Annotated in this window: 14 protein-coding genes (1 of these 14 running past the window's edge); 5 read left to right on the plus strand and 9 right to left on the minus strand. The window is 61.3% G+C overall.

Going from position 1 to position 16,937, the window contains the following annotated elements; all coding sequences use genetic code 11:
• The 9 genes from ACR9Y2_RS00040 to ACR9Y2_RS00080 form a co-directional block, all read right to left on the minus strand.
• Positions 1-1,029, minus strand: the 5' portion of a protein-coding gene (locus ACR9Y2_RS00040) for a protein-glutamate methylesterase/protein-glutamine glutaminase (RefSeq protein WP_435038969.1). 138 nt of this gene lie to the left of the window's left edge; the window shows 1,029 of its 1,167 coding nt (coding positions 1-1,029); its start codon is at positions 1,027-1,029; its stop codon lies off the left edge, out of view.
• 7 nt (positions 1,030-1,036) lie between these two features.
• Entirely contained in the window at positions 1,037-1,411 is a 375-nt protein-coding gene (locus tag ACR9Y2_RS00045) for a response regulator (RefSeq protein ID WP_435038970.1), read from the minus strand.
• An 81-nt stretch (positions 1,412-1,492) separates the two neighbouring features.
• A complete protein-coding gene (locus tag ACR9Y2_RS00050; protein WP_435038971.1) occupies positions 1,493-4,954 on the minus strand; it encodes an MCP four helix bundle domain-containing protein in 3,462 nt (1,153 codons plus the stop codon).
• 352 nt (positions 4,955-5,306) lie between these two features.
• Positions 5,307-5,921, minus strand: a complete 615-nt coding sequence (locus ACR9Y2_RS00055; RefSeq protein ID WP_435038972.1) for a CheR family methyltransferase — start codon at positions 5,919-5,921, stop codon at positions 5,307-5,309.
• 196 nt (positions 5,922-6,117) lie between these two features.
• A complete protein-coding gene (locus tag ACR9Y2_RS00060; RefSeq protein ID WP_435038973.1) occupies positions 6,118-8,148 on the minus strand; it encodes a methyl-accepting chemotaxis protein in 2,031 nt (676 codons plus the stop codon).
• Between the two features lie 126 nt (positions 8,149-8,274).
• Entirely contained in the window at positions 8,275-8,790 is a 516-nt protein-coding gene (locus ACR9Y2_RS00065; protein WP_435038974.1) for a chemotaxis protein CheW, read from the minus strand.
• Positions 8,791-8,794: 4 nt separating this feature from the next.
• Entirely contained in the window at positions 8,795-11,440 is a 2,646-nt protein-coding gene (locus ACR9Y2_RS00070; RefSeq protein WP_435038975.1) for a hybrid sensor histidine kinase/response regulator, read from the minus strand.
• Positions 11,441-11,453: 13 nt separating this feature from the next.
• Positions 11,454-11,900 carry a hypothetical protein gene (locus ACR9Y2_RS00075; protein ID WP_435038976.1) on the minus strand — a complete coding sequence of 149 codons (447 nt, stop codon included), beginning with the start codon at positions 11,898-11,900 and terminating at the stop codon, positions 11,454-11,456.
• A 44-nt stretch (positions 11,901-11,944) separates the two neighbouring features.
• The gene (locus ACR9Y2_RS00080) at positions 11,945-12,310 is read right to left on the minus strand and encodes a response regulator (protein WP_435038977.1); all 366 of its coding nucleotides are present in this window, start codon (positions 12,308-12,310) and stop codon (positions 11,945-11,947) included.
• Positions 12,311-12,722: 412 nt separating this feature from the next.
• Between ACR9Y2_RS00080 and motA the strand changes: the two genes are divergently transcribed.
• From motA to ACR9Y2_RS00105, 5 genes are all read left to right on the plus strand, one after another.
• Positions 12,723-13,595 carry a flagellar motor stator protein MotA gene (gene motA, locus ACR9Y2_RS00085; RefSeq protein WP_435038978.1) on the plus strand — a complete coding sequence of 291 codons (873 nt, stop codon included), beginning with the start codon at positions 12,723-12,725 and terminating at the stop codon, positions 13,593-13,595.
• Positions 13,592-14,425 (plus strand): flagellar motor protein MotB, encoded by an 834-nt coding sequence (locus ACR9Y2_RS00090; protein WP_435038979.1) that lies wholly within the window; start codon positions 13,592-13,594, stop codon positions 14,423-14,425. Before motA ends, ACR9Y2_RS00090 begins: the two co-directional genes overlap by 4 nt.
• A 49-nt stretch (positions 14,426-14,474) precedes the next feature.
• Entirely contained in the window at positions 14,475-15,335 is an 861-nt protein-coding gene (locus ACR9Y2_RS00095; protein ID WP_435038980.1) for an SGNH/GDSL hydrolase family protein, read from the plus strand.
• A 161-nt stretch (positions 15,336-15,496) separates the two neighbouring features.
• Positions 15,497-16,258: a tyrosine-protein phosphatase gene (locus ACR9Y2_RS00100; RefSeq protein WP_435038981.1), complete on the plus strand. Its 762-nt coding sequence runs from the start codon at positions 15,497-15,499 to the stop codon at positions 16,256-16,258.
• Between the two features lie 172 nt (positions 16,259-16,430).
• Positions 16,431-16,907 carry a hypothetical protein gene (locus ACR9Y2_RS00105; protein ID WP_435038982.1) on the plus strand — a complete coding sequence of 159 codons (477 nt, stop codon included), beginning with the start codon at positions 16,431-16,433 and terminating at the stop codon, positions 16,905-16,907.
• Positions 16,908-16,937 lie beyond the last annotated feature (30 nt).

Below are 16,937 nucleotides of genomic sequence, written 5' to 3' on the forward strand. Positions count from 1 at the left end.
GATGGCTCCGGCCATGCCCCAGACGACGCTGGTTGATTCGTCCTGGGCCACGATATAGGCGCCTTTGGCTCGCAGGGCGCGCGATCCGTTCAAGCCGTCCTGCCCCATGCCGGTGAGCATCACGGCGAGGACTCCGGAGCCATAGGTCTCGGCCATGGATTCGAACAGCGCATCGACGGAGGGACGGCACGAATTGAGGGGCGGCGCCTGGTCCAACCGGACGATAGGCGCGCTTCGATGGGGTTCGACGCGCAGGTGGTAGTTGCCGGGCGCGATGAGAACCTTGGCCTGGTCGAGGGGTTCACCATCCACGGCCTCGTGCACATCGAGGGGGCAGAGGGTGTCCAGACGCTGCGACAGCAGGTGAGTAAACAGTGGCGGCATGTGCTGCACGATGAGGATGGGGACGCTGAAGTTGGCGGGCAAGGCTGCGAGCACGACAGCGAGAGCCGAGGGTCCGCCGGTGGAGACGCCTATGCCGACGACGCTGGAGTGGCTCGCATGATCGCGGAACGAGGACTCAGGCCTGGTGGCAAGCGGCAAACGGACCGCGGGCGGAGCGGCCAGCAGTTTGGCGGGTTGGGCGGCTGGAGTAAAGAACTGCCGGATTTTGGGGATCAGCTCTTCGCGAAGGCTGGCCAGCGAACGATCGAGACCGCCCGCGTTGGAAGCCTTGGCCACATAGTCGTCGGCGCCCAGGGAAAGGGCTTCGAGGGTGGTGGCTCCGCCGCGTTCGGTGAGGGTACTGAACATGACGACCCGCACGTGCGGATGCTGCCGGCGAATGATGCGCAGTGCATCCAGGCCGTTCATTTCCGGCATTTCAATGTCGAGGGTGACAACGTCGGGATCGGTCTCCTGGATCTTTTCCAAGGCGATGCGGCCGTTGGCGGCGACGCCGACGATGACCATGTCCTGGGCCTCCTCCAGCACATGCGAGACCAGGCGCCGGATGACGACGGAGTCATCGACGACCAGGACCCGGATCTGCTGACCCGGACGGAGCGACTTGCGTAAAAGCGTCGACATCACACACCTACATCTGAATTCCGGCCATGCGCAGTTTGTCGCGGAGCACTTCCGAAGTGAACGGCTTCATGACGTACTCGTTGGCACCGGCCTGAACCGCAGCGGCGACGTGTTCCATCTCGGTTTCGGTAGTGACCATAACGATGGGGAGCGAGTCGTAGCGGTGGTCGGCGCGGAGGCGCAGGAGCAGATCCATGCCGTTCATGCCTGGCATGTTCCAATCCACCAGGGCGAGATTGAAGTCGCTGGGCTGGCGATTGAGGATGTCCAATGCCTGATTGCCGTCACCGGCCTCCTGCACTTCGTAACCGAGTTGTCCGAGAGTTCGCCCGAGGATCATGCGGATCGCCCGGGAATCATCCACGATTAGAGCCTTGCTCACGTTGCCACCTCTCCATCAGAGTTCTGCTGGCTGACGGCGGGGCGCGGCTGGCCAGCACCAGCCGGGCCCCCACGTCTTGAGTTAGAACCGGTATTTACTGACGACACCCTGCAACTGCGCCGCCATACGGCTGAGTTCCGCCGCGGCGCGTTGCGTCTCGGTGGCACCCTTGGTCGTACTCTTGGCAGCTTCGGCCACACCCGAGATATTGCTGGCGATTGCGTTGGTGCCCTTGGCGGCCTCATGCACGCTGCGGCCAATCTCATTGGTTGTGACGGTCTGCTCTTCGACAGCGGAAGCGATGCTGTTCGAAATGTCGTTGATCTGGTTGATGATCGCGCCGATATCGCCAATGGCCTTGACGGCTTCCTTGGTGTCGGCCTGGATCGCCTCGATTTTGCCGCCGATCTCCTCAGTGGCCTTGGCGGTTTGTTTGGCGAGTTCCTTCACCTCATTGGCGACGACTGCGAAGCCCTTGCCGGCTTCCCCGGCGCGGGCGGCCTCGATGGTCGCATTGAGGGCGAGAAGGTTGGTCTGCTGGGCGATGGAGGTGATGACCTTGATCACCTTGCCGATTTCCTGACTAGAGTCGCCCAGTTTGTTGACGGTCTCGTTTGTGGTGTGGGCCGCACTGACGGCGTTGCGGGCCACGCGGGCCGCTTCGTTGGCGTTCTTGGCGATTTCGCGAATGGACGCCTGCATTTGTTCCGCACCGGCGGCGACAGCGGTTACATTGCGGGAGACTTCGTCGCTGGCGCTGGCCACGACGTTGGCCTGGGTGGCGGTTTCTTCGGCATTGCCGGCCATCTGATGGCTGACGGCGGTGAGTTGCTCGGCCGATGAGGCCACGGTCTGGGTATTCTGCGAGAAGCTGCGGATGCTGTCGTGCAGATCCTGCGCCATGCGGCCGATGTCGTCCTTGAGACGAGCGTGGTCGCCGCGATAGTTGCCCTGGACGCGGGCGGTGAGGTCGCTCTGGGCGATCCTGGACAGCACGGCCGAGGACTCCTGCATGGGAGCGATGATGGCATCGAGGGTCTGGTTGACGCCTTCCACGATCTTGCGGAAGTCGCCCTGATGGCGGGAGGCATCGGCGCGGACGCTGAGCTGCCCTTCGACCGCGGCGGTCACCAATTTGGTGCTGTCGTCGGTGACGGCCCGGATGGCATCGACCATCACGGTGAGGCTGTCGTTGATTTTGGCGAACTGGGCCTTTGCTTCAGCGGTGAATTCGTCTGATTCGGCCAGGCGGAGGTTCACGGCCATGTCGCCCTTGGAGATCTGCACCAGGTTGGCAGCGACGCGAGCCACTTCATGGCTGGTGTAGTCCTTGGCCTTGACGATTCCAGTGAGATCCTGGACGACTTCGACGAAGCCGATGTGTTCGCCCTTGGCGTTGGTGATCCTGGACGACTCCTGTTTGCACTTCTGGCCGTTCCAGTCGAAGTAGGTTTCGCCGACGCCCTTGCTGAGCTGGACGAGACCGCAGTTATCTGTCTTGCAGATATTGGCCCTGGCCGAAGAACAAGGCATACCCGGCGCCTCTTCGCGGCTGCGGATGATGTTGTTCTTGACCATCAGGACTTCAAAGGCCCGATTGAGGAAGACCCACTTCATATCCTTGTCGATGACATGGATGGGGGAGGGCACGGCGTCGATGATCGCCTGATACCAGTTGACCTTGTCGACGACGACATCGAGGGTCGCATTCACGCCTTCGACGACTTTGCGGAAATCGCCGCGATGCTTGCCGGCATCGGCGCGAGTGGCGAACTTGCCGTCCTCAGCCGCTTTGACCAGCATGCCGGCGTCGGCGACCATGGCCTTGATGTTGTCGATGCAGTTATTGAGGTTGATCTTGATCTCGTTGAAGTCGCCGTTGTAGTTGTCCGTGATCTTGGGCGGCAGGTCGCCCTTCGAGATTCGATCCACATACTCGGCCGCGACGTTGAGCGGGCCGATCACGGCGTCGAGGGTCTGATTGACGCCTTCCACGATGCGGCGGTAGTCGCCCTGGTGCCGGGAGGCATCAGCACGGGTGGCCAGCCGTCCATCCACGGCGGCGTTCACGAGCATGCCGGCGTCGCTGACCAGCGCCTTGATGTTGTCGATGCACTTGTTGAGGTTGATCTTGATCTCGTTGAAGTCACCGTTGTAGTTGTCGGTGATCTTGGGCGGCAGGTCGCCCTTCGAGATGCGGTCCATGTACTCGGCAGACATGTTCAACGGACCGATGACGGCGTCGAGGGTTTGGTTGACACCTTCCACGATGCGGCGATAGTCGCCCTGGTGGCGGGTCGCGTCGGCGCGTGTCGCCAGGCGGCCTTCGACGGCTGCCCCGACCAGCATGCCGGCGTCGTCGACCAGTGCTTTGATGTTGCCGATGCAGTTGTTGAGGTTGTTCTTGATCTCGTTGAAGTCGCCGTTGTAGCTATCGGTGATCTTTGGCGGCAGGTCGCCTTTCGAGATGCGATCCATGTACTCGGCCGAGACGTTGAGAGGCCCGATGACGGCATCGAGAGTCTGGTTGACACCGGCAACGATCTGTTTGTAACCGCCCTGGAACTGCTCCGCATTGCCGCGGGTGGCGAGTTGACCGGCCACTGCGGCCTTGGCCAGCGCGTCGGCTTCGGCGATGAGCCGGCGGAGGGTGTCGACAACCTGAATGAAGCTCTTGCCGAGCAGATCCTTGTCGGAGCTGGCCTTCACTTCGATATCGACGTTGCCCGCGGCGATCTGCTGGGCGAGGTCGGCGCGGTCCCTGATGACCGCGGCCATCGAGCGAAACGCTCGAGCCAGTGCGCCCAGCTCATCGTTGGTATCGAGGTCGATGTGGACATCGACGTCACCGGCGGCGAGTTTTTCGGCAGCATGCTGCATGGCGACGAGGGGAGTGCCAATGACCCGCGAGAGGATGTAGCCCAGGAAGAGGGCGATCGCGATGCCTCCGAAGATGATGGCTATGATTCGTTTGGTTGCCGCAGCCGCGCTGGCCGTTGCCGCTTTCTGCTCTTCTTCGCCAACGCGCGCGTTGATATCGATGAGCTTCCGCATTAGCTTGCGTGCTTCCGCCTGCGTGGGCAGGGCGGCTCCATAGACGACATCCCAGGCCTTGGCGTCCTGGCCATTGAGGGCAAAGTCGATGATCTTTGCGCGTTGCTTCACGTACTGCGCGTAGGAAGCGATGAAAAGGGGCAGGATCTCCTGCTCTTCTGGGACGAGCACAGTCTTGCCGTAGGCTTCGATGTAGCCTTCGATCCGCTTGGATTCGGCTTCGATGGCGGCGACGTGCTCGCGGCGTTTCGCCTTGTCGTTTGTCCCCAGCATCTGCCAGACCTCAGTGCGTGCCAACAGAAAGGCCGCGTTGGCGTAGCCGAGGTCGCGGATGGGGACCAACCGGTCCGCGTAGATGGTTTGACTGCGGGCTTCGAGATCCCTGAGGCCGGAATATCCGACCCAGCCGATTACTCCGGCAACTGCCGCCACAATCACGAAGCTGATCATGAGCTTCGTGCGAACATGTCTATCGTTCAGCCACTTCATAGCACACCTTCCCTATCCCACCGAGACTCATTCCACGGATGCACCCGCATCCGTTTACTTCCCATCGCGCAACTGCCCACCAGTCGCGCCACACGCTGCTGAACCGGAACGGCGGCAAATTCTGCCGCGGGCGGGTAACGCCACGGGCTCAGCGTTATTGATCGGATCGGAACACGACGCCGCTGCCGGCGATGACAACTCCCGGACGAGGAGCCGCGAAGGGGTGTCCTGCGCGGTAAGCATCCCTGCCTGGGGGCAGAAGAGATCGGGCGGACCCTGAGCAGGGTCCATTGCAGACAGAACTCGACGGACGGAGCCGGGCCGGGCGGGATCCGGGCGGCCAGAGGGAAGGTCATTGGTTGCCTCCACGCTTCTGGAAGACGGGTCCGTCGGGCGACACGCGTTCAAAGAGCGGCGCCAGTTCAACCGGCATTTCCTGGGTTTGTTCCGTGGCGAGGAGTCCGCCGGGCGCGAGGGCGCGGTGGAACATCCTGAGGACCTCGATGCGTTCGGCCGGCTGGAAGTGCAGCAGCACGTTTTTGCAGAGGACCACGGAGTAGCCTTGGCCGATCTCCTGAAGAGAGAGGAGGTCGTGGTGTTGAAAAGTGATGCGGCGGCGGAGCTTTTCAGCGGCGCGCCGTTGTCCGGATTCCGCATCCGGCTCGAAGTACTTCTCGAGGATTCCGTCCGGCAGGCGGGAGAGTTCCGCTGCGGGGTAGAGCCCAGCCTGGACGATCTGGGCAAACTGGCCGGTGGGTTCGACGTCGGTGGCGTCGATGCGAAGGTTGCCGAAGGCGAAGTGGCCCATTTTCTCGGCGAAGAGAATGGAGAGCGTATAAGCTTCCTGGCCGGTAGCGGCGCCGGCATCCCAGATGCGGGGATGGCTGCGGCCGGCGATGATGGGGAGACTTCGCTCCACCACCTGCTCGAGAACCTGCAGATCGCGGAAGAAGAAGGTGAAGGCCATGGTTAGACCTCCACCTTCCGCAGGGATGCAGCGGGCCACCGGCCGGCGGTGAGGACGCCCGCAAAGGGGAGCCAGGCGCCCTGCCGATTCCGCCGGCGATCGTTCCGTACTGCTGTTACTGCTTCGAGCTTCACTGTGTTTACTTCTTTGTTCCGAACAGCGGGCGGGAACCCGCTAACTACTGGCGCCGACTGGATTAGAGCCGGTATTTGCCGACGATGGACTGTAACTGGGCTGCCATGCGGCTGAGTTCGGCGGCTGCGCGCTGCGTCTCGGTGGCACCTTTGGTGGTGCTCTTGGCGGCATTGGCGACGCCGGCGATGTTGCTGGCGATGGACTCAGTTCCGTTGGCGGCGACACCGACACTGCGGCCGATCTCGTTCGTCGTGACGGTCTGCTCTTCCACAGCGGAGGCGATGCTGTTGGAGATGTCGTTGACCTGGTTGATGATCTCGCTGATCACTCCGATGGCCTTCACCGCGTCGCGGGTGCTGGTCTGAATGGCGTCGATCTTGCCGCCGATTTCCTCGGTTGCCTTGGCGGTCTGTTTGGCGAGTTCCTTCACCTCGTTGGCCACGACGGCGAAGCCCTTACCGGCCTCTCCGGCGCGAGCGGCCTCGATGGTGGCATTGAGAGCCAGCAGGTTGGTTTGCTGAGCAATCGAGGTGATTACCTTAATTACCTTGCCGATCTCCTGGCTGGAACCGCCGAGGCGGTTGACAGTGTCGTTGGTGGACTGGGCCACGGTGACGGCGTTCTTGGCGACGCGGGCGGCTTCGTTGGCGTTCTTGGCGATTTCGCGAATGGAGGCCTGCATTTGCTCGGCTCCGGCGGCCACCGCGCTGACGCTGCGGGACACTTCGCCGCTGGCGCCGGCCACGACTTCGGCCTGAGTGGCGGTCTCTTCGGCGTTGCCGGCCATCTGATGGCTGACGGCGGTGAGTTCTTCCGAGGAGGAAGCCACGGTCTGGGTGCTCTGCGAGAAGCTGCGCATGTTCTGGTGCAAGTCATGCGCCATGCGGTTGATGTCGTCCTTGAGGCGAGCGTAGTCGCCACGGTAGGAGCCTTCGACACGCGCGGTGAGGTCGTTCTGGGCGATGCGGGCCAGCACGGCCGACGCTTCGTTCAGGGGTTCGATCACGGCATCCAGGGTCTGGTTGAAGCCTTCCGCCACTTTGCGGAAGTCACCTTTGTGTTTGCTGACATCGGCGCGCCGGCTGAGCTGGCCCTGAACCGCCGCATCCACCAGGGAGAGCGAATCGGCCAGGAGCATGTTGAGCGGCGTCACGATGGCATCGAGGGTCGAGTTGAAGCCAGAGATGATTTTGCGGAAGTCGCCGCGATGGACGCTGGCATCGGCACGGACGTCGAGGCGCAGATTGGCGCCGGCGTCGGCCAGTTTCTCCACGTCCACCATGAGGCGTTTGAGATTGCCGCGAACTTCCTCGATGGTCTCGTTGATGAAGGCCTTTTTGCCTGGGAAGCGTTCGAGCGAAGCCTCGAAGTTGCCTTTGCCGAATTCCGCGATGCAGGCCATCGCCTTCTTCTTGACCGCGATGTGGCCTCCGACCATCTCGTTGACTCCACGAGCCATTTCGAGATAGGCGCCGGAGAACTGTTCCGCTGGGATCACTACATCAATGTCGCCTTTGATGTGTTCCGCAGACATGTGCTTCATTTCGCTGATGAAGCGGAACAGCGGCTGGGAGATTGCTTCAATGATGACGTTCACGCCTTCCATCCGAAGACGGGAGGATTCACTGATCCCGGGCGTGTCGACGTTGAGCCTCGCGGTCAGTTCCGAGCGCTGTTGGGCGGCGGCCACGCGCGCCACTTCCTCGTGAACGAGGTGATCTTCCTCGGCCGAGGGGTCGAAGGTCTGGCAGACGCCTATGACCTCGCCGGTTTCGTTGAACCAGGGTACGGAATGCACCTTCAAATGCAGTGCCCGGCCGCGGACCTGGGCGCACGACAGAGCGGAAACCGCCTGTCGGGTTCGCATCGCCTTAGCGGCGGAACACGTGCCCTCACGGCACGCTGGGATGTCGATGAGATCCCAGACCTTGAGCCCCGCGCATTCTTCCACACGCCGACCAGCCAGCTGGGCCGCCTGCTGGTTGACGATCTGGATGTTGTGATTCTTGTCGGCCATCACCAGCGGCAGCGGGAAGTTGTCAAAAAACACGCGCTTCGCCGCATCTGTCGCCGCTCTGTCGGGCCGATCCATCAATGCGGAACCAGTTTGCCCTCCAAACTGAATTCCGAGACTTCTACTATCGCCTTCCACTCGTTCCATTACTTCACTCCTCCACGTGTACTTCTGCCAACTTCACTTGCCGGTTCGGGTGCCCGGCTAGCCCAAGGCTTCCGCGCCTCTTTTGTGGGCTCCAATGCCGGCCACCGGGCCGGAGGCTATCTCCACCGTCTTTTCGGTGTCGAGAATCAACAACAGCCGGCCTTTGAGTTTGAACACGCCGGTGATGAGTTCCCGGGCCGCGGGGTCCAGGTTATCCGGGGGTTTCTCAAAGGTGGACTCTTCCACTTCAAGGACGTCGCCGATCTCGTCGACCAGGAGACTGACGGCGCCTTCCTGAACGCGAACGACCATGTTCATGGCGGTCTCTTCGTCGGCCCTGGAGGGCAGACCGAGGCGACCGCGCATATCCACCGCGGTGACGATCTGGCCGCGGAGGTTAATTAGACCCTTGACCACGCCAGGGGCTAGCGGCACGCAGGTAAGTTCCTGATGGCGCAGCACTTCCTGGACATTCAGCACATCAATCCCGAAGAACAGGCTGTCGACGAAGAAAGTTGCGAACTGTGTTCTGGTGATCGTCCCGGCGGACGTCGAGGTTGCGGTTTCGTGCATGGTTCTAGCTCCTCATTCCGGATCCGACTTCTTCCATCTCATTGAGGGCGGCGGCGAGCCGGGCGACGGAGCGGACCATTGACTCGCTGTCGAATTTCTTCAGGCAATCCTCGAAGGAGGAGTTTCCGGCCGCGGAGGCAGGCGGCTCACCGGGGGTGAGGGTGAGGAAGGGCAGGGTTTCGAGGCCCGGCTTTTCGCGCACGGCATGAAGCAGGGAGCGGCCACCGGCTGGCGGCAGATCATTGGATGCGACGATCACGTCGACCCTGCGCTGATCGAGGGTACGCAACACATCCTGTTCGTTTTCGGCCTCGACCACGCGATAGCCGGCCGATTCCAGATCGGAGCGCAGGAGCGTCCGGGAGAAGGCGGAGCCATCGGCGAGCAGGACGATGGGCATGTTGGCGGAGGACTTGCTTTCCTCGAACCAATCGGTGCAGGCGGTCTCGAGGACGGCATGCAGGTCGAGGAAATCGGTCACGTTGCCACCGACCACGGCGGAGCCGAGCAGGCCCATGCGGCCGGCGCGATGCTGAATGACGGCCGAATCCTCAACGATGTCGAGGATCTGGTCGACGACCACACCCACGCTGCGGTCCCTGTCGGTGAAGACGATGGCCTGGACTGGATCGCGGGAGAGCGAGTCGTCGGGCATGCCGGGCTCCAGGATGGAGGCCAGGGAGATGAGCGGCAGGATGGAGTCGCGGTACTGGATGACCTTGTGGCCTCCGGTGTTCTCGAGGGAGGAGGCACGGAACTCTTCCAACCTGGCGACGAGCGTGAGCGGGACGGCGATGCGCTCGAGTGAGCCGGCGCGGAAGAGGACGAGGCGTTTGAGCTGGGAATCGGCGGCGGACTGGCTCTTCTGGGAGTCGGCGCGATTCTGTTCGGTGGAGCCGGTGAGGACGCCGGAGCGCTGGCCGATGCCGACGACATCGAGGATGAGGACGACCTTGCCGTCGCCCATGATGGTGGCGCCGGCGTAGGCGGTAAGCCCTTTTAATTGTTTACTGAGCGGCTTGACCACGATTTCCTGGGTATCGCTGATGCCGTCCACGACGAGGCCGAACTGGCGGTCCTCCGCCTGGAGCACCACAATGTTGACGGCTTCAGGATTCTCGGGGGCCTGGAGTTTGAGGACCTCATTGAGATAGGCGATGGGCAGGAGTTGTTCGCGGCGGCGGTAGACCTTCGTGCCGTGGATGCGTTCGATTTGTTTGCCGCCCGCCTCGCCTTCGAGCCGGATGAGTTCGAGCAGGTTGACCTGGGGAATGACGAACCGTTCGCCACCGCTGGTGATGACGAGGCCGGGAATGATAGCCAGGGTGAGCGGGATCTTCAGGCGAACCGTCGTGCCGAAGCCTACGCGGCTGGTGACGTCGACGAGGCCACCGATCTTTTCGATGTTCGAACGGACGACGTCCATGCCGACGCCGCGGCCGGAGACTTTGGTGACCTGTTCCGCGGTGGAGAACCCGGGGTGGAAGATCAGGTTCATCGCTTCGCGATCGGTGATGCGGTCGAGTTGTTCGAGGCGCAGGACTCCGCGTTCGATGGCTTTCTGCTTCAGGCGGTCGAGGTCGATGCCAGCGCCGTCGTCGTTGATCTCGATATTGACGTGGCCGCCCTCATGGTAGGCGCGGAGGAAGACCACGCCGGTGGGCTTTTTGCCGGCGGCTACGCGGACGGCAGGCGACTCCACGCCGTGGTCGCAGCAATTGCGGACGAGGTGGGTGAGAGGATCCTTGATGGCCTCGATGATCGTTTTGTCCAGTTCAGTGGAGGTACCGTCCATCTCCAACCGGATCTGTTTTCCCAGCGAGTAAGCGATGTCACGGACGACGCGCGGGAGTTTGTTCCAGACCACGCCGATGGGTTGCATGCGGGTCTTCATGACGCCTTCCTGCAACTCGGTGGTGATGAGGTTGAGGCGTTGGGAAGTGGAATTGAGCGAAGCGTCGTCGTTCTGGGTGTTGTACTGGAGGACCTGGTTGCGGGCCAGCACGAGTTCGCCCACCAGATTCATGAGTTTATCGAGCAGGACGACATCGACGCGGATGGCGGAGTCGGCCACGGAGGAGGAATGCTCCTGACTATCCTGGGCGGTGATGGGCTCAGGTGGTTCCGGGGTATTGTCCTGGTAGGAAGGTGGTCCGGATTGGGCGGCCTCGGCGACAACGGGAGCGACCTCGGGGGTCTTTACGGGCGGCGGAGCGGGTGCGGCGGGGGCCGGGGGCGCATGGTCGCCGTTCACCGGCGTCTCGGACTGCTGATAGACCCGCTTCAAACGTTCTGAAAGATCGCCATAGAGGTTCTCGCCCTCCTCGCCGTTCTCCTCGATGGAGGTCAGGATGGCCCGGACGGCATCGATCACTTCGAGGACGAGTGAGATGATGTGGCCGTTGGCGTCGAGTTCTCCAGCGCGCAACTTGCTGAGCAGGCTTTCGGCCGCGTGCGTTACGGTCTCGAGGTGTGCGAACCCCAGGAAGCTGCACGTTCCCTTGATTGTGTGGAACGTACGAAAGATGCTGCCAAGCAGCTCCACATCCTTAGGTCTGCGCTCCAGTTCGACGATTTCGTTGTCGAGCCTGGCCAGATTCTCATTGCTCTCAATGAGAAACTCACGAATGACTTCCTGGTCTTCCATCATTGGATCTCTCCCCCTATCCTTGGACCGGTTTGCCGAGCATCAACGTCAAACGCCCCTCAGCGTAGCCGGTGATGCTTGCCGAAACGTCGAATCGCAGCAGTGGTGCTTTCATGGTCAGAGCTGCGTCGGCGGGCAATGAAGCAAGGTCGCTGCACACTTCGGCCAGCACAACGCGGGCTTCGTCGTGAAAGCAGCGTGAACAGATGTTCAGGACTTCCCGGATGGTCTCCATCAGGTCGTTGTCGAGTTTGCCGCTGCGGATGGCGGTAGCGACAGCGAAAGGCGGGAAGACCAGCATCGCACCCGCGGCATTGGCGGCGAACACGAGATCGACGATGCACAGGCAGATGCGTCCTGTGGAGGACTCGCGGTAGACGCCGAAGACTTTTGCGACCTTAGGCCCCAGGTCGAGGGGTGGCGTCTTGGCGACGACTACTTTCCTGCCCAGTATTCCGGACAAAAGAGTCCCAATTGCAGTTACGTCTGGGAGCTTGGGTGGTAGGCTCATTGCTTAAACACCGTATTCAGAGCGAGCTGAAAGTGGTCAGCCGTGAAGGGCTTGCTGATCAGGTAGTCAGCGCCGGCTTCGGCGGCCTCGAGCCTCATTTCGTTCGTACATTCCGTAGTAACGAAGACGAATCGAAGGCCGGGGGTCTGCTGGCGGATGTTACGCAGGAGTTCCAGGCCCGACATGCCTGGCATGTTCCAGTCGCAGAGCATCAGGTCAGGAACGCTGCCCTTGACCATTTCCAGAGCTTCATGACCTGTTGAAGCTTCCAACACATTTTCACTGCCGTAGCCGATTTGACGAAGCGTCCTGCGCACGATCATGCGCATTGCCTTGCTGTCGTCAACAACCAAGATGTTCATCGTCAATCCTCATCCGCCGCTGTTGAAGCGTCCGTGCACCCTACCCTGGAACTACTACTCGCTGGGTACCGGGTAGGTAAGTACCCCGATGTCTTTTATTCGGCGCTCGCCGCAAATCGCATTAGAGTGATTTTCATAAATGTAGTTTTCCTCATATATCCAGATGGAGGAATCTAATTATATGTTTTAGTCTGGATTGTTTGATAGTACCTGAGCCACGGTGGTTTGAGGGGAATCGGGGGCCCTACCGGGCGGTGTAGGCAGCCTTACCTTTACCAAGAAGGTGCCTAATGAAAATCCCCATGGGTGTCGATCACATGGTTTCTGGCTCGATAGCCTGGCGACCTGTGCTGCTCTGAGAGGTCGTCGGCGATTCGAGCCGCCTGACGCATACTATACGCAAAGGTAATCTATGTTTGTCATTATCGGCATCATTGTTGTATTTGGCTGCATCGGAGGAGGTTACTTTCTGGAAAAAGGTAACTTCATGGTGCTGCTCCAGCCGGCTGAACTCCTCATTATTGGAGGCGCGGCGGTGGGCTCGGTCCTGATTGCGAATCCGCTGAGCATCCTAAAGAAGTTGGTGAGCAGTAGCATTCAGGTTTTCAAGGGTTCGCGCTACACGGCGGCGGTGTACCTGGACACGCTGCGATTCCTGAGTGAGTTCTTCGATGCTGCGACGCGGCGGGGCCTGGTGAGCCTGGAAGACGACGTGGTGGATCCGTCGAAGAGCGCCCTGTTCCAGAAGCACCCGACGATTACGAAGAATCCGGAAGCGCTTTACTTCTTCTGTGACACGATGCGCAGTGTGCTGATTGGCGGCATCTCGCCCCACGATATCGACCACATTATGGAAGCCGACCTGGAAATCCTGCAGAAGAAGAGCAGGGCTCCGGCGGCGGCGCTCTCGACCATGGCCGACAGCCTGCCGGGCCTGGGCATTGTCGCGGCGGTGCTGGGTGTAGTGATTACGATGGGCGCGCTGGGCGGACCGCCTGAAGAGATCGGCCACAAGGTGGCGGCGGCGCTGGTGGGGACGTTCCTGGGCATCCTTCTCTGTTACGGACTGGTCGGACCGATTTCGCAGAACATCAAGAAGCAGGTGGAGGACCAAAGCGAGTACTTCTCCTGCCTGCGGATGGCCCTGCTGTGCTATGTCAAGGACATTCCCCCGGCTTTGGCGCTGGAAGCGGCGCGGCGTTCGATTCCGCACAATGTACGTCCGACGTATGAGGCGATGGACAAGGCCTGCCGTGCGGCCAGGGGTGCGGGAGTGGCAGCATGAGCGGTCACGGCAAAGATCAGCCGATCATCATCATCCACAAGCATGCCGAGCATGACGAAGAGCATGGCGGCGCCTGGAAGGTGGCTTACGCCGATTTCGTAACCGCCATGATGGCGCTGTTCATTGTATTGTGGCTGCTGAGTTCCAGCGAGAGCGTGAAGAAGGCGGTGGGCGGCTATTTCCTGGACCCCACGGGGAAGGGCAAGCAGGTTGGCTCCAGCAATGTGGGCGCGGGCGAAGTAGCGCGGTTGAACCGCGACGACATGCACCAGTTGAAGAACAAACTGGAGCAGGCGATGAAGCAGACTCCGGCTTTCGAGAAAATGGAGAAACAGGTGCGCATTACCCAGGGAGCCGAGGGATTACGCATCGACCTGCTGGAGACGCAACGAGGCGTGTTCTTTCTGACCGGTTCCCCAAGTCCTACAAAAGAGGGGATGGAACTGATCCAGATGCTGGCGGAGGAGCTCAAGAAACTGCCGCACAAGGTGGCCATTGAAGGGCACAGCGACTCGGCTCCCTTCGGGGAGGGCGAGTATTCCAATTGGGAGTTGTCGTCTGACCGGGCGAATGCCGCGCGAAGGATTCTGGCCTCGAACGGGATTCCCGAGGAGCGTTTCAGCCAGGTACGCGGATTTGCCGACCGGCGACTGCTGATCAAGGCTGAGCCCACGAATCCGACGAACCGGCGCATCTCCATCATTGTCCGGAATATTGGCCTGGACGAGATGGAGGAGATGGGCCGTGAAGTCCCGGTGGCCGCCGCGCAGGAGCACGGCGCCAAGAAGGAAGGGGAAGCGCCAAAGAAGGAAGCGGGCAGTCATCATTGAGCGCGCGCCCGGCAGGGGCGGCAAGACCTGTAAGATGATCTTGATTCCCATGTCTTTGCGGTCGATGATTCTTGCTTCCCTGCTCGCCGTTTTCCTGCTGCCGGGCGAAACGGCCCTGGCCGCCCAGGCCGCCTCCCCGGGCTATAGCAGGCTGTATGTCTTTGGAGACAGCTATTCGGACTCAGGCGCAGGGTATGTGGACGGGGATGGACCTACGGCGGTGGTGTACCTGGCGCGCCACATGGGATTGCGGCTGCTGCCGGCCCCCAGCCGCGAGAGTACCGAATCGAGCCTGAACTTCGCAGTGAGCGGAGCGCGCACAGACCGAGGCGCGGGGCGGCGCATCGAGTCGGCACTACTGGGCTACGGCATGCGCAATCAGGTGGAGGATTTTGCAGCGGGCGTTCGCGCCCACACGATTGAGTTCAACCCGGGGCGGGCACTCTTCTTCATTGCCGGGGGTTTGAACGACTCCCGACTGGCCACCACCACGACCATTGAGAACTTGAAGGAGGAGATCCGAATCCTCTACTCGGTGGGGGCGCGGCGTTTTGAGATCGCGCTGCTGCCCATGTCGCTGCCGAACTTCAGCCAGGTGGGGCGCCGGCTGAATCCTGACCTGGCACGAATCCCGCAGGAGATCCGGAGCGAGTTGCCTGGAGTTCAGATCACGCTGAGCAACTGGGGCCTGTACATGGATTATGTGATGCGGGACGCGGTGGATTACGGGTTGCAGGACACGACCGCGGCATGCGCCGGCCGTGCCATTTTCCACGAAGACGCGACGCCCTGCCAGCAACCTTCGACGTACTTCTACTACCACGCGGGACACCCATCGACGGCGGTGCACCAGATTGTCGGCGGCCGGTTGTATGAGGAACTACTGAGCACGGGCCCGAGGCCGGAATAGGCCAGAGGTGTACTCCCATCAGGCTGCGGCGGGCACGGGGGCGTAACTCGATCGGGGCGAAGGAATTGGGCAATCATTCCTACCCGTATTACACACGTATATCATGCGCCATACGCGTTAATTCGAAATCCTGAGCACCCCGCGGCTAGACTGAGAGCGTGGTGGATCTTCACTCCCATATTCTGTTCGGCATGGATGACGGCGCGCGCACCATTGACGACAGCCTGGCCATGGCGAAGATGGCTGCCGCCTGCGGAACTACCGACATCGTGGCCTCGCCTCACGCAGACAGCCAGTATGAGTACGATCCGAAACTGGTGGAAGAACGGCTGGAGCAAGTCCAGAAGCTCATTGGCACGAGCCTGAAGATCCATCGGGGGTGCGACTTCCACCTGAGCTACGAGAACATACGGCTGGCGTTGAACAAGCCGAACCGATATTCGATCAACGGGCGCGGGTATTTGCTGGTGGAATTCTCGGACGTCCTGATCATGAGTTCCACGGAGCAGATTTTTTCCGAGCTGATGTCGGCCGGGCTGGTGCCCATCGTCACGCATCCGGAGCGAAATCCTCATCTGGTCAAGGACTTGAAGCGCCTGACCCGCTGGGTGGAGCGTGGGGCATTTTTGCAGGTGACGGCGCAGAGCCTGCTGGGTAAATTCGGTCCAGCGGCGCATCGCTGCTGTGTGAGCCTGCTGGATGCGGGGCTGGTGCACTTTGTCGCCAGCGATGCGCACGATACGCAGAGGCGGCCGCCCCGCCTGGATTTGGCCAGGAACTACCTGAAGCAGCGGTATGGCGCGGAGTACGCCGAGGTGATCCTGGAGATCAACCCGCGCAGTGTACTGGATGGGCGGCCGTTGGATCCAGGACCGCTGCCGACGCCGGAAGCGCCAAAGCGCTGGTACCAGGTGTGGCGCTAGACCGTTGCGCGGAAGTCTTTCATTCGACGGATGCGCTTTGTCTGACGTGGTTTCGTATGACATATGAAAGACACTAAAGTCTTTAGAATCTGCAATTTATCTCTTGCGGAGACATTCCTTGAACCGTAAGATTGAGACTGCTGTTTAATTCTTCAGTAAGGAGGACGTGTCGATGCGCAAGTGGGCAGTAATAGTACTGCTATCCGCCGTTGGAGCAATGGCTTGGGCGGCGGGTCCAGTCGCAACGGCGTCGAGCGGCGAGGACTTCTCGCTCAAGGGCGCGGTGGCTCCAGTCGCTGGTGTGCCTTCCTACCCAGTGATGGCCGGTGACGAGATCCGGTCCGGAGGCGCAGCAACCGTACTGCGTTTCAAGGATGGGAGCAAGGTGACGCTGGCGCCGCATGCGGCGGCCCGTGTCGAGGATAGTGGATCCCAGGTAGCCGTTCGCCTGCTGTCGGGCGGCGGAGCCTATTCATTCAGCCAGGGAAGCTCCGTGCAGTTGTTCGCCGGTAACAGATCGGTACCGACGACCGGCTCCACCGGGTCGTTCTCACTTCCGACAACGGCCAGTCCCGTTGCGGCATCCGCTACCAGGTTTGCAGCGGAGGTTGTATCGACTACGCCACCGGCGATCAGCCGCCGGCGGTAGGGCGATCCCCCTCCCTTGGTTTCCCAGAAA

The sequence above is a fragment of the Paludibaculum fermentans genome (assembly GCF_051172195.1).
Lineage (GTDB): Bacteria > Acidobacteriota > Terriglobia > Bryobacterales > Bryobacteraceae > Paludibaculum > Paludibaculum fermentans_A.